Origin of the sequence: Saccharothrix hoggarensis, assembly GCF_042678885.1 — a bacterium.
Classification (GTDB): Bacteria; Actinomycetota; Actinomycetes; order Mycobacteriales; family Pseudonocardiaceae; genus Actinosynnema; species Actinosynnema hoggarensis.
In genome coordinates this window covers 1-12,809 of sequence record NZ_JBHTLK010000056.1, presented here as the reverse complement: position 1 = coordinate 12,809, position 12,809 = coordinate 1, and the positions used below count along the sequence as shown (strand labels likewise).

At 72.3% G+C, this 12,809-nt stretch carries 12 protein-coding genes and 1 pseudogene; 6 read left to right on the top strand and 7 right to left on the bottom strand.

The window, feature by feature from the left end; translation table 11 throughout:
• The first annotated feature begins 102 nt into the window (after positions 1-102).
• The 3 genes from ACFQ3T_RS13555 (at position 103) to ACFQ3T_RS13545 (ending at position 3,010) form a co-directional block, all read left to right on the top strand.
• Positions 103-408 carry a hypothetical protein gene (locus ACFQ3T_RS13555; protein WP_380723588.1) on the top strand — a complete coding sequence of 102 codons (306 nt, stop codon included), beginning with the start codon at positions 103-105 and terminating at the stop codon, positions 406-408.
• A gap of 176 nt (positions 409-584) precedes the next feature.
• Positions 585-1,751, top strand: a complete 1,167-nt coding sequence (locus tag ACFQ3T_RS13550; RefSeq protein WP_380723587.1) for a M20 family metallopeptidase — start codon at positions 585-587, stop codon at positions 1,749-1,751.
• On the top strand, positions 1,748-3,010 hold the full coding sequence (locus ACFQ3T_RS13545; RefSeq protein WP_380723586.1) for an amidohydrolase: 1,263 nt from the start codon (positions 1,748-1,750) through the stop codon (positions 3,008-3,010). The genes ACFQ3T_RS13550 and ACFQ3T_RS13545 overlap by 4 nt, the downstream gene beginning before the upstream one ends.
• Positions 3,011-3,078: 68 nt before the next feature.
• On the opposite strand, the gene ACFQ3T_RS13540 is transcribed toward ACFQ3T_RS13545, so the two are convergent.
• Together ACFQ3T_RS13540 and ACFQ3T_RS13535 are read right to left on the bottom strand one after the other, a co-directional pair.
• Positions 3,079-3,666: a DinB family protein gene (locus ACFQ3T_RS13540; RefSeq protein ID WP_380723585.1), complete on the bottom strand. Its 588-nt coding sequence runs from the start codon at positions 3,664-3,666 to the stop codon at positions 3,079-3,081.
• Positions 3,667-3,691: 25 nt separating this feature from the next.
• On the bottom strand, positions 3,692-5,419 hold the full coding sequence (locus tag ACFQ3T_RS13535; protein WP_380723584.1) for a glycerol-3-phosphate dehydrogenase/oxidase: 1,728 nt from the start codon (positions 5,417-5,419) through the stop codon (positions 3,692-3,694).
• Between the two features lie 181 nt (positions 5,420-5,600).
• Here ACFQ3T_RS13535 and ACFQ3T_RS13530 point away from each other — a divergent pair, with 181 nt between their 5' ends.
• Positions 5,601-6,341, top strand: a complete 741-nt coding sequence (locus ACFQ3T_RS13530; protein ID WP_380723583.1) for an MIP/aquaporin family protein — start codon at positions 5,601-5,603, stop codon at positions 6,339-6,341.
• Positions 6,342-6,355: 14 nt separating this feature from the next.
• Positions 6,356-7,861, top strand: coding sequence for a glycerol kinase GlpK (glpK, locus tag ACFQ3T_RS13525; RefSeq protein ID WP_380723582.1), 1,506 nt, complete (start codon positions 6,356-6,358; stop codon positions 7,859-7,861).
• 47 nt (positions 7,862-7,908) lie between these two features.
• Here the strand turns inward: glpK and ACFQ3T_RS13520 are convergent, their stop codons facing one another.
• From ACFQ3T_RS13520 to ACFQ3T_RS13510, 3 genes are read right to left on the bottom strand one after another with little or no spacing between them, the layout of a single operon-like run.
• On the bottom strand, positions 7,909-8,637 hold the full coding sequence (locus ACFQ3T_RS13520) for a hypothetical protein (RefSeq protein WP_380723581.1): 729 nt from the start codon (positions 8,635-8,637) through the stop codon (positions 7,909-7,911).
• Positions 8,638-8,649: 12 nt separating this feature from the next.
• A complete protein-coding gene (locus ACFQ3T_RS13515) occupies positions 8,650-9,258 on the bottom strand; it encodes a class F sortase (protein WP_380723580.1) in 609 nt (202 codons plus the stop codon).
• A gap of 53 nt (positions 9,259-9,311) precedes the next feature.
• Positions 9,312-10,715, bottom strand: coding sequence for an NAD(P)H-quinone dehydrogenase (locus tag ACFQ3T_RS13510; RefSeq protein ID WP_380723579.1), 1,404 nt, complete (start codon positions 10,713-10,715; stop codon positions 9,312-9,314).
• A 126-nt stretch (positions 10,716-10,841) separates the two neighbouring features.
• Between ACFQ3T_RS13510 and ACFQ3T_RS13505 the strand changes: the two genes are divergently transcribed.
• Positions 10,842-11,291, top strand: a complete 450-nt coding sequence (locus ACFQ3T_RS13505; protein ID WP_033429064.1) for a gamma-glutamylcyclotransferase family protein — start codon at positions 10,842-10,844, stop codon at positions 11,289-11,291.
• A gap of 168 nt (positions 11,292-11,459) precedes the next feature.
• Here ACFQ3T_RS13505 and ACFQ3T_RS13500 read toward each other — a convergent pair whose 3' ends face one another.
• Together ACFQ3T_RS13500 and ACFQ3T_RS13495 are read right to left on the bottom strand one after the other, a co-directional pair.
• Complete coding sequence (locus ACFQ3T_RS13500) at positions 11,460-12,257, bottom strand: ESX secretion-associated protein EspG (RefSeq protein ID WP_380723578.1); 798 nt, start codon at positions 12,255-12,257, stop codon at positions 11,460-11,462.
• Positions 12,257-12,809, bottom strand: a pseudogene (locus tag ACFQ3T_RS13495) (PPE domain-containing protein); the annotation flags it as partial. The gene ACFQ3T_RS13500 and the pseudogene ACFQ3T_RS13495, both read right to left, overlap by 1 nt.

The window sequence follows — 12,809 nt, the reverse complement described above, 5'->3', positions numbered from 1 at the left end:
ACCACGGGGCGTGCGCGCACGCTCACCTGACGTGCGTTGCCACCGGTTTGGCTGACCACTGACAGTGGTATCCACGACAGGCGGTGACTAGGCTTGGCGACCATGTGGCGATCTGTGCTCGCGGTGTTCCTCCTGGTGCTGGCCGGTGCTCTCGCCGTGCCGGGCACAGGGACCGCCGCGACGACATCGTCGCAGCTCGTGGTCGGGCAGACCGACTCCGTCGCGCCCGGCGGCACGATCGAGCCCGGCCCGGCCATCGACGCGCCGCAGGAGCCCGCCCCCGCCGCCACGGGGGAGACCCGCAAGAAGATGTGGCTCGGCGGCATCGCGGTGCTCCTGTTCGCCCTGGTGTACTGGCGGAACAAGAAGCGCTGGTCGAAGTGGCGCGCCGGGCGCAAGTCCGGCTGACTCCCACCAGGTGGGAGGCTCCAGGTGACGTGTAGTCGCCTTTTAGCATGGCCTGCGCAGACTTGATCGGTCTGACCGAAACTCGAGCACCGCTTGGCGCAGCCTCGCAACCGGTTGCCGGTTGATCAACCCGAGGTGCGTCGCGCTCAGCAGACCGTGATGCAGGATGGAAGCAAATGGGTACCGACTTCAAGATGAGCACGCGCTCGGCCGTCGAGCGGTACTCGAATGCGCTGGTAGGCCTCTCCCGCAGCATCCACGCCGAGCCCGAGCAGGCGTTCGCCGAGCACCGCAGCGCCGCCAAGGTCGCCGACCTGCTCGCCGCCGAGGGCTTCGAGGTCGAGCGCGGCGTCGCGGACCTGGAGACGGCGTTCACCGCGTCGTTCGGCTCCGGTGAGCTGGTGCTCGGCCTGTGCGCGGAGTACGACGCGCTGCCCGAGGTCGGCCACGCGTGCGGGCACAACGTCATCGCCGCCGCGTCCACCGGAGCCGCCCTCGCCCTGCGTGACGTCGCCGACGAGCTGGGCCTCACCGTCCGGGTGATCGGCACGCCCGCCGAAGAGGTGGGCGGCGGCAAGGTGCTGATGCTCGAACGCGGGGTATTCGACGACGTGGCGTTCTCGATGATGGTGCACCCGGCTCCGTACGAGGCCGTCGCCGCGCGCTCCCTGGCCATCACCGACGTCGAGGTCCACTACACCGGCAAGCCGTCGCACGCCGCCGCCGCGCCCCACCTGGGCGTGAACGCCGGTGACGCGATCACCGTCGCCCAGGTGGCCATCGGCCTCCTCCGGCAGCACCTCGAACCCGGCCAGATGGTGAGCGGCATCGTCACCCGCGGCGGTTCCGTGCCGAACGTCGTGCCCGCCAGCACGTCGGCCATGTTCGACCTGCGCGCCGACGACCTGGACTCCCTGCGCCGGCTGGAGGAGCGGATCAACCGCTGCTTCGAGGCGGGCGCGCTGGCCACCGGCTGCACCCACGAGGTCGTGAAGGTCTCGCCCGTGTACGCCGAGCTGACCCCCGACCCCTGGCTCGCGGACGCCTACCGGCGTGCCGCCGTCGAGCTGGGGAGGCATCCGATGAGCCCCGAGCAGGAGCTCAAGGAGAAGATCGGCAGCACCGACATGGGCAACATCACCCGTGCGCTGCCGGCCATCCACCCGACCATCGCCATCGACTGCGGAGACGCGGTGAACCACCAAATCGAGTTCGCGACCGCCTGTGCGTCGGCGTCCGCCGACCGAGCTGTGCTGGACGGGGCGCTCGCCCTGGCCTGGACCACGATTACCGCCGCCACCGACGGTGCGCAGCGCGCTCGACTGCTGGCAGGTGTGGCATGACGGTCCTGGACTCGCGTCTGCCGGAGGAGGGTGCCGAGGTGCTGTTGACCGATCACGGGGTCAGCATTGCCCCTGTGGATGATCCCGGTGAGGGGCGCGGCCCCTCGTGGCTGGACGACTGGCTGGCGGCGAACGCCTCCGAGGTCGTCGCCTGGCGCCGGCACATCCACGCGCACCCGGAGCTGTCGCGGCAGGAGTACGCGACCACCGGGCTGATCGCCGACGTGCTGCGCTCGGCCGGCCTCAAACCACGCGTGCTGCCCGGTGGCACCGGCATCGTCTGCGACGTCGGCTCCGGTCCCCGGTGCGTCGCGCTGCGCGCCGACATCGACGCCCTGCCGCTGCCCGAGAACACCGGCGTCCCGTACTCGTCCACTGTGGACGGCGTGGCGCACGCGTGCGGCCACGACGCGCACACCACCGTGCTGCTGGGCGCGGCGCTGGCCCTGGCGTCCGCCACCGAGCTGCCCGGACGGGTGCGGCTGGTGTTCCAGCCGGCCGAGGAGGTCATGCCCGGCGGCGCGCTCGACGTGCTGGCGGCGGGCGGCCTCGACGGCGTGGAGCGGATCTTCGGCCTGCACTGCGACCCGAGGCTGGAAGTCGGCCGCATCGGCACCCGGATCGGCGCGATCACGTCCGCCAGCGACATGCTGGAGCTGCGCCTGACCTCGCCCGGCGGCCACACGTCCCGGCCGCACCTCACCGCGGACCTGGTGCACGCGCTGGGCACCGTCATCACCGGCCTGCCGGGCCTGCTGTCGCGCCGCGTCGACCCGCGCTCGGGCACCGTGCTCGTGTGGGGCGCCGTGCACGCCGGAGAGGCGCCGAACGCGGTGCCGCAGGACGGCGTGCTGCGCGGCACGCTGCGCACCGGCGACCGCGACATCTGGGCCGAGCTGGAACCGCTGATCAAGGAGCTGGTGGGCGCGCTCCTCGCGCCGACCGGCGTCGGCTTCGACCTGCACCACCGCCGCGGCGTGCCGCCGGTCGTCAACGACCGCGAGAGCACCATGCTGCTCCGCGCGGGCGTCGAGGCGGCGCTGGGCGAGGACGCGCTGGCGGGCACCGAGCAGTCGTCCGGCGGCGAGGACTTCGGCTGGTACCTGGAGCACGTGCCGGGCTCGTTCGCGCGCCTCGGCGTGTGGGACGGCGTCGGCAAGCAGCGCGACCTCCACCAGCCCGGCTTCGACCTGGACGAGCGCGCCCTGCTGGTCGGCATCCGGGTCATGGTGCACGCGGCCCTGGCCGCCCTGGCCTGACTGGTCCCCCGGCGCCCGACCGGCTCAGTGCCGCTCGGGCACCGGGCCGCCGGCCTGCCGTGAGGCGGTCAGCCCGCGGTCGGGTCGGCCGCCCGCGCGGCACGCTCGATGGTCGCGCGGCGTTCCGCCCAGTGGGCCGCGTCCTGCCGCAGCGCCAAACCGTCGCCGTCCAGCCCCACCAAGCCGTCGACCTGTTCCCGCAGGATGTCGGCGTGCCCGGCGTGCCGGCAGGTCTCGGTGAGCACGTGGACCAGCATGGTGAACAGGGTCACCTCGGAGTCCGGCCACCACGGCACGTGCCCGGGCGCGTCGAGGTCGAGCGCGGTGATCGTGGCGTCGGAGTGCGCCCACACGCGCCGGTACCGGTCCACGACGTCGGCGCGCGTCTCGTGCTCGGTCGCCCACATGTCGGCGCGGCGGGCGTCCTCGTCGTCCCAGCGGGGGAGGGGTTCGGGGAACGGGCGGCCGAAGACCTCGCCGAAGTACCGGGCCTCCCACGTCGCCAGGTGCTTGACCAGCCCGAGCAGGTTGGTGCCGGTGAGCGTCATCGGGCGACGGGCGTCGTACTCGGAGAGCCCGTCGAGCTTCGTGAGCACCGCCTCGCGGATCCAGCGCAGGCTGTCGTGCAGGTGCGTCTTCGCGTCGCCGTCGGTCATGGGACCGAGCCTGCCAGGCCGCGCCTCAGCTCACCGGCTCGACGATCTCCGGCCGCGCCTCCGGCGCCGACGACCGCACGGCGTCCGCCGCCTGGTCGTCCGGCTCCGCCTGCGACGCCCGCTCCGCGTCGACGCGCGCCGTGTACACGGCCACCTCCTGCGCCACCCGGTCGTCGTCCCACCCCTGCACGCCCGCCATCAGCCGGGCCACCGGCAGCGCGCACTCCACGCCCCGGTGCGGGTACTCGATCGAGATCCTGGTCCGGCGCGTCAGCACGTCCTCCAGGTGCAGCGCGCCCTCGTGCGACGCCGCGTACACCACCTCGACCTGGAGGTAGTCCGGCGCGGCGGGCACGGGCTTCAGCAGCTCGGGGTCGGCCGAGTCCAGCACCTCGTGCACCAGCGAGCCGTACCGGTCCAGCAGGTGCCGCACCCGGTAGGGGTGCAGGCCGTACCGGGTCGCCAGCTGGTCGGCCTGGTTGACCAGGGCGTGGTACCCGTCCGCGCCGACCAGCGGCACCTTGTCCGTGATCGACGCCTGGATGCGGCCCGGCAGGTCGACCGCCGCCGCGTCCACGGCGTCCGCGCCCATGACCCGGTACGTCGTGTACTTCCCGCCGGCGATCGCGACCAGCCCCGGCGCGACCCGCGCCACGGCGTGCTCGCGCGACAGCTTCGACGTCGACTCGCTCTCACCGGCCAGCAACGGCCGCAGCCCGGCGTACACGCCCTCGATGTCGTCGTGCGTCAACGGCGTCGCGAGGACCGAGTTGACGTGCGTGAGGATGTAGTCGATGTCCGACCGGGTGGCCGCCGGGTGGGCCAGGTCGAGGTTCCAATCGGTGTCCGTCGTTCCCACGATCCAGTGATTTCGCCACGGGATCACGAACAGCACCGACTTCTCCGTGCGCAGGATCAGACCGGACTCGGACACGATCCGGTCCCGCGGCACGACGATGTGCACGCCCTTCGAGGCCCGCACGCGGAACCGGCCGCGGCTGCCGGACAGGCGTTGCAGCTCATCGGTCCACACGCCGGTCGCGTTGATCACGGCGTGCGCCCGCACGGACGTCTCCCGCCCGTCCTCCACGTCCCGCACCCGCACGCCGGACACCCGGTCCGCCTCCCGCAGGAAGCCCACGACCTGCGTGGACGTCCGCACGACCGCGCCGTAGTGCGCCGCCGTCCGGCCGACCATCATGGTGTGCCGGGCGTCGTCGGCCTGCGCGTCGTAGTACCGGATGCCGCCGACCAGCGCGGACGGCTTCAGCGCCGGCACCAGCCGCAGCGCGCCCGCCCTGGTCAGGTGCTTCTGCCCCGGCACGGACCGCGCGCCGCCCATGGTGTCGTACATGAGCAGCCCGGCCGCCGTGTACGGGCGCTCCCACCCGCGACGCGTCAGCGGGTACAGGAACGACACCGGCTTGACCAGGTGCGGCGCGAGCCGGGTCAACATCAGTTCGCGTTCCCGCAGCGCCTCGCGCACGAGCCCGAACTCCAGTTGCTCCAAGTACCGCAGCCCGCCGTGGAACAGCTTGGACGAGCGGCTGGACGTGCCGGAGGCCAGGTCGCGCGCCTCGACCAGCGCCACCCGCAGACCGCGGGTCGCCGCGTCGAGCGCGGTGCCCACGCCGACCACGCCACCACCGATGATCACCAGGTCGAAGGTCTCCGCGCCCAGCCGTTCCCAGGCCTCCTGGCGTTCGAGAGGTCCCAGCCGGCCTGCGGTGGCGGGGTGCTTGCGCGTAACCACTGACGCCTCCCTGATGCTCGACTCGACTGGTCCGACCAGGCTGACTCGACCACGTTACCCGCTGGTACGCCACCCGTGGACAACTGATCAGAGCGGAACTAGCGTCATCGGACATCGTGGGGTGGGCAGCGCCGCCGGACCCGGACCGTGCTGCCTCCTGTCATGGCGAGGAGGTCGGCGGATGAGCAGTGGCTCGATCTTCGTGTGGGAGATGCTGGGCACCGGGATCCTGATCCTGCTGGGTGCGGGCGTGGTCGCCAACGTGGTCCTGAAGGACACGCTGGGCAACGCCGGCGGATGGCTTCTGATCAACATCGGCTGGGGTTTCGCGGTCTTCGCGGGCGCCAGCATCGCCGCGCCGAGCGGCGCGCACCTCAACCCCGCGGTCACCCTGGGCCTGGCCATCGCGGAGAAGACACCCTGGGGCCAGGTCCCCGTCTACTTCGCCGGCCAGATGGTCGGCGCGTTCCTCGGCGCCGTGCTCGCCTGGCTGGCCTACAAGACCCAGTTCGACGCGCACGACGACCCGGCGGGCACGCGTGGCATCTTCTGCACCGGTCCGACCATCCCGCGAGCCGGCTGGAACGTCGTCACCGAGGTGATCGGCACGTTCGTGCTGGTCGCGTGGGTGCTGCTGAGCCCGGTCGCGCAGGAGTCGGACGGTGGCGTCCCGCAGCTGGGCAACTCCGCGCTCGGCTACGCGGGCGTCGCGTTCGTCGTCATCGGCATCGGCGCCTCCCTCGGTGGTCCCACGGGGTACGCCATCAACCCGGCGCGCGACCTCGCGCCGCGCATCGCCTACGCGATCCTGCCGATCCGCGACAAGGGCAGCGCCGAGTGGGGCTACGCCTGGGTGCCGGTCGTCGGGCCGCTGCTCGGCGGCGCGCTCGCCGCACTCCTGTACCTGGTTCTCCCGGTCTGAAAGGACTCCAGCGCATGACCAAGTACGTGGCCGCGATCGACCAGGGCACGACGTCGACCCGGTGCATGATCTTCGACCACTCGGGCCGCGTGGTCTCGGTCGACCAGAAGGAGCACGAGCAGATCTTCCCGCAGGCCGGGTGGGTCGAGCACGACGCCAACGAGATCTGGACCAACACGAGGCAAGTGGCGGCGGGCGCGTTGGCCAAGGCCGACCTCACCACCGCGGACGTCGCCGCCGTCGGCATCACCAACCAGCGCGAGACCGCGCTCGTCTGGGACCGGACCACCGGGCAACCCGTCTACAACGCGATCGTCTGGCAGGACACCCGCACCGACAAGATCTGCCAGGAACTGGCCGCCCTCGGCGGTGGCCAGGAGCGGTACCGCGACAAGACCGGCCTGCCGCTGGCGACCTACTTCTCCGGGCCGAAGATCCGCTGGATCCTCGACAACGTCGAGGGCGCCCGCGCCAAGGCCGAGGCGGGCGACCTGCTGTTCGGCAACATGGACACCTGGGTGCTGTGGAACATGACCGGCGGGGTGGACGGCGGCGTGCACGTCACCGACCCCACCAACGCGTCCCGCACGCTGCTGATGGACCTCGACACGCTGAGCTGGGACGAGGGCATCGCGGCGGACATGGGCATCCCCCTGTCGATGCTGCCGGAGATCCGCTCGTCGTCCGAGGAGTACGGCAAGGTGCGGGAGCGCGGCGCGCTCGCGGGCGTGCCGATCGCGGGCATCCTCGGCGACCAGCAGGCGGCCACGTTCGGCCAGGCGTGCCTGTCGCCGGGCGAGGCCAAGAACACCTACGGCACCGGCAACTTCGTGCTGCTCAACACCGGCACGGACAAGGTGATGAGCGAGAACGGCCTGCTCACCACGGTCTGCTACAAGATCGGCTCGAACGACCCGGTGTACGCGCTGGAGGGTTCCATCGCGGTGACCGGGTCGCTGGTGCAGTGGCTGCGCGACAACCTCGGCATGATCAGCACGGCGGCCGAGATCGAGCAGCACGCCCGCACGGTGGAGGACAACGGCGGCGCGTACTTCGTGCCCGCGTTCTCCGGCCTGTTCGCGCCGTACTGGCGGTCGGACGCGCGCGGCGCGATCGTCGGCCTGACCCGGTTCGTGAACAAGGGCCACCTGGCCCGCGCGGTGCTGGAGGCCACGGCGTTCCAGACCCGCGAGGTGATCGACGCGATGAACGCCGACTCGGGCGTGCCGCTGAAGTCGTTGAAGGTCGACGGCGGCATGGTCGTCAACGAGCTGCTGATGCAGTTCCAGGCGGACATCCTGGGCGTGCCGGTGATCCGGCCGGTGGTCAACGAGACGACCGCGCTCGGCGCCGCCTACGCGGCCGGCCTGGCGGTCGGTTTCTGGGAGTCGGAGGACGACATCCGGCAGAACTGGGCCCAGGACAAGCAGTGGGACCCGGCGATGGACGACGAGGCCCGCGCGAAGACGTACGCGCAGTGGAAGAAGGCCGTGACCAGGACCTTCGACTGGGTCGAGTGACCTCGACGCGTGGGAGGGGCGTTCGCTCCTCCCACGCGCCCGGCGGGTCAGGCCGTGCCGCCGCCGCCCGTCTGCGGTGCGCCGACCGGCTTCACCGGCACCTGCGGCTGGGGCTTCGGCTTCGGCTGCGGGTCGGGCTTGGGCGCGGGGTCGGCCGCCGCCACGACCGTGAACGACGCGCTCACCTCACCCTTGCCGCACGTCGCCCGTGCCTGGTAGGTCCCCGGCCGGTTCACGACCTGCCCACTGCCGACGTGGGACTCCAGGGTCGGGTCCACCACGGTGTGGATGGGCTCGACGAACCCGTCGGACCGGATCGGCCCGAGTGACCCGTCCTGGTAGCGGCAGGCGCCGTTCGGGACGCCGGCGGTGATCGTGCCCCCCGGCTGGAGGGTCGTGGGCCGCAAGGTCAGGACCGGCTCGAGCGACCCGGCCGGCTTCAGCGTGATGGAGCCGCCGTCCTGGTAGTCCTGGCGGGCGCACCTGACCCTGGCCGGGTACGTGCCCGGTTCGTCGATGAACTTCACCGGGCCGGAGTAGACGACGTTGCCGCCGTTGTCGCCGGTGGGCGACAACGGGCCGACCGAGGCGAAGGCATCCGACCAGATGCCCACCGGCGGCAGGGCTCCGCCGCACATGACGGTCACCGTGCCGCTGCTGCCGGCCTCCGCCGGGTTCGGGTAGCTCCAGCCCGCCGCGGACTGGGCCGACGCCGCGACCGGTGCGAACAGCACCGAGGCGGCCAGGGTTGTGGCGAACAGGATTCTCTTGCGCATCGTTGGTACCCCCTAGGCGAGCGCCGCGTAGACGATCACGTTGTCCCGGTAGCTCCGCGCGGCGCTGTCGAAGCTCCCCCCGCAGGTGATCAGCCGGAGTTCCGGGACGGCGGTGTCCCCGTACACCGCGTCCGTGGGGAACTCGTCCTTCGGCACCTGGTCCACCCGCCGCACGACGAACCGCAGCGTGCCCCCGTCCTCACGGGAGACGAGCACCTCGTCGCCGACCACGACCTCCCGCAACCGGTGGAAGATCCCCGGCTGGTTGTTCCCGTCGACGTGCCCGAGGATCACCGCCGGACCGACCTCGCCCGGTGTCGGCGCGTGCGAGTACCACCCGGCCTGCATCGGCTGCTCGATCGGCGGCACCTCCACCGTCCGGTCGGGGTTGAGCCCCAACGGGACCAGCGACGAGCGCGCGTCGATCCGCGGCACCCGCACCTCGGTCGGCGCCGACCGGGCCACCCCGACGGTGGCCGCCGGGGAGGTGGGTTCGGCCGGCGCGGTGGTCGAGGTAGCCGTGCCGGGGCCCGCGGCGTTCTCGGACGGCGCCGTGCCGGGCGTGGCGCACGCCACGAGCAGCACGGCGACCGGAACCAGGAGTGTGGCGCGGATCACCATGAAGGGGAGACGTGCGCCGACCCCGGCCGGTTGTCCCGGTTAGCCCATTCGGACTAGTCGAGGTCGTCGTGGCGCATGAGCTGGCGGCCCGCCTCGGTGATCGAACCCGTCAGCGACGGGTACACCGAGAACGTGGTGGCCAGGTCCTCCACCGTGAGCTGGTTCTGCACCGCCAGGGCGATGGGCAGGATCAGCTCGCTGGCGTTCGGCGCGACCACGACACCGCCGATGACCACGCCCGTCGCCGGCCGGCAGAACAGCTTCACGAAACCGCGCCGCAGGCCCTCCATCTTGGCCCGGGGGTTCGTCGCCAGCGGCAGCATGATCGTGCGCGCGGGCACCTCGCCCGAGTCGATCGCCTGCTGGCTGATGCCGACGCTGGCGATCTCCGGGTTGGTGAACACGTTCGCGGCGACGGTCTTCAGCCGGATCGGGCTGACGCCCTGGCCCAGCGCGTGCCACATGGCGATGCGGCCCTGCATGGCGGCCACCGACGCGAGCAGCAGCAAGCCGGTGCAGTCGCCCGCCGCGTAGACACCGGAGATGTTCGTCCGCGACACCCGGTCGACCGGGATGTACCCGCCGCGGCCCAGCTCGATGCCGATCTTGTCGAGGCCGAGGTCCGCGGTGTTCGGGACGCTGCCGACCGTCATCAGGGCGTGGCTTGCCTCGATCGTGCGACCGTCTTCCAGGTGAATCAGGACGCCGTCGCCGACGTTCTCGACCCGGTCCGCGCGGGCGTGCTTGACCACCGCCGTGCCGCGCTCGGCGAACACGTCCTCCAGCACCACGGCCGCGTCGGCGTCCTCGTGGGGGAGCACCCGGTCGCGGCTGGAGACCATGGTCACCTTCACGCCGAGTTCGGTGTACGCCGAGGCGAACTCCACGCCGGTGACACCCGACCCGATGACGGCCAGGTGCTCGGGCAGCTCGGGGAGGTCGTAGATCTGGCGCCACGTGAGCACCCGCTTGCCGTCCGGCTCGGCGCCGGGCAACACGCGCGGGGTCGCGCCGGTTGCGATGAGCACCACATCGGCCGGCAGGACTTCCTTCGTGCCGTCCTCGCCGATCGCCACGACCTCGTGCTGGGCGAGCCCGCGGGCGTTGTCGCAGAACTTCGCGACGCCGTTCACGATCCGCACGCCCTCGCGCTGGAGGCGGGCCCGGACGTCGGCGGACTGGGCGAGCGCAAGGCCCTTCACCCGTCCGTGGACGACCGGCAGTTCGACCGCCGCTTCGGCGTTGTTCGTGCGAATGCCCAGCTCACCGGCGTTGCGGAAGGCGCTGCGGCCACCCGCGGAGGCGATGAACGTCTTGGACGGCACGCAGTCGTAGAGGACGCAGGCGCCGCCGAGGCCCTCGCGTTCCACGATGGTCACGTCGGCCCCGTGCTGGGCCGCGACCAGTGCCGCCTCGTAACCTGCGGGGCCACCGCCCATGATGACGATGCGGGTCACGACACGTCCTCCTCGTGGTTGTCGGCGCTGGGGCAGCCGGGGACAACCGTACGCGGTCGGGTGTCGGAGTGCGTTGTCCGGTCTTCTGGTACGTCAGGGTGATCGAGAGGTCGCTAGGCTGTCGTCGTGCCGCTCTATGCCGCGTACGGGTCCAACATGGACCCGAACCAGATGATGGAGCGAGCCCCCTACTCCCCGATGGCGGGGACCGGGTGGCTCGCCGGATGGCGTCTGACGTTCGGTGGCGAGGACCTGGGCTGGGAGGGCGCGCTCGCCACCATCGTCGAGGACCCCGACTCGCAGGTGTTCTGCGTGCTCTACGACGTGAGCCCCCGTGACGAGTCCCGCCTGGACAGGTGGGAGGGTGCCCTGGGTCTTTACAAGAAGATCCGCCTGCGCGTCCAGACCCTCGAAGGATCGGTGACGGCCTGGCTGTACGTGCTGGACGCCTACGAAGGCGGCCTGCCGTCGGCCCGGTACATCGGCGTGGTCGCCGATGCCGCCGAAGCCGCGGGCGCCCCCGACGACTACGTCGCCGACCTCCGAACCCGTCCGTGCCAGGGGATAGGACCCTGATCCCGCAGTAGTCGGCCCGGATCACCGAACCCTCCGGTGGGACGTGCCCGGCCCACCGGCAGGCCGCCGGGTGGCCGGGTGGTCCCGCCGGACGGGCATGGGTCGCCGACGCCGTCACGCGTGGGGTCGCCCCGACGCGCGGGCTGACCGGCGGCCGCCCGTGGCGCGTCAGGCGTCCTGGGCCAGCTCTTCGAGGTGCTGGATCAGGCGGCGCGAGTCGACCGGCGAGACGGTGCTCCACGGCGGCAGGCCGGGCGCGGCGCGGCGGAGCTGGATGTACCGGCCGTGCGGATTGTCGAAGAACGAGACCACGTGCTCCGCCCGGACCCGCTTGCCCCACTTGTCGCGGTGCGCGGCCCCGAACTGGCCGCGGTTGCCCGCGTCGCGGAACATGTCCGCCAACGTGCGGGCGTCCTCCGGGCGGACGCCCTGGCCCCGCAGCGCGTTCTCCAGGTCGTCCGGCGTCTCCGCCCGGGCCGCGGCGGCGTCCAGGTCGGCGCTGGGCAGCGTGACGGAGTGGCCGGGGCCCGCGGGGAGCGGCGGCAGCACCGACAGGGCCTCGCGCGGCAGGCCCTCGCTGCTCGCGGCGCGCAGGGTGAGCTGCCCGTCGTCCAGCACGGCGAGCACGCCGGACTGGCCCTTGGCCGCCGCCAGCACGCGCACGCTGCGCCCGAGCCAGAGGCGGCCGTCCACCTCCCGCTGCGGCCGGTTCAGCAGGTGCAGCAGGTCTTCCAGCATCGGGTCGAGCGACACCGGCCGGCCGAGGCCGCGCCGGTCGAGGTCGGCCCACGCCTGCCGCTCCAGCTCCGCCCGCTCCGCGTGCGTCCTGCCGGGTGACGGCACCTTCAGCACCAGCGGCATGGTCTCCAGCCGCAGGTGCTCCCACAGCACGTCGAACTCCAGCGCCGAGATGGTGACCGGCTCGCGGAGGTCGTTGCCGCCGAGGTCCAAACCGAACGTCGTCATCAGTGGGTGGTGCTCTCCCCGATCACCGCAGGCGAGATGGTCCCGCCGACGCCGTAGATGTCGTCCGTCTGCCGAAGGTAGTCGGCGGCGTCGTGCGTGGCATCTTCTTCGTCGTCCGCGCCGCGAGGACCACCCAATCCACCGAACGGGTCGAACACGGGCTGGGCCGGGGCGGGCGTGCTGCGCTTGTGCACGGTGTCGTTGCCGCCGACCTGGCCCGCGCCGGCCAGCGTGCCGGTCGACCCGCCGGGGCCGGTCACCGCCGCGTGCTGCGCGTTGGCCGCCGCGAACCTGCCGAACTCCGCCGAGCGGGCCGAGGTGGAGCGCCCGGGCGCGGGCACGCCGGGGAGCACCTGCTGGTTGGCGGTGTTGTGCTGCTCGGTCGTCGTCGTGTCGGACTTGCGCCGGTCCTTGTCCTGGCGGCCGGCCGTGCCGCCGCCCGAGCCGGAGCCGGAGCCGGACGCCGTGCCGCCGATCACGCCACCGGGGCTGTACGGCGTCGAACCCTGGCCCACGGGCGCCGCCGCGGCCGTCGACGCCCTGGTGGACGTG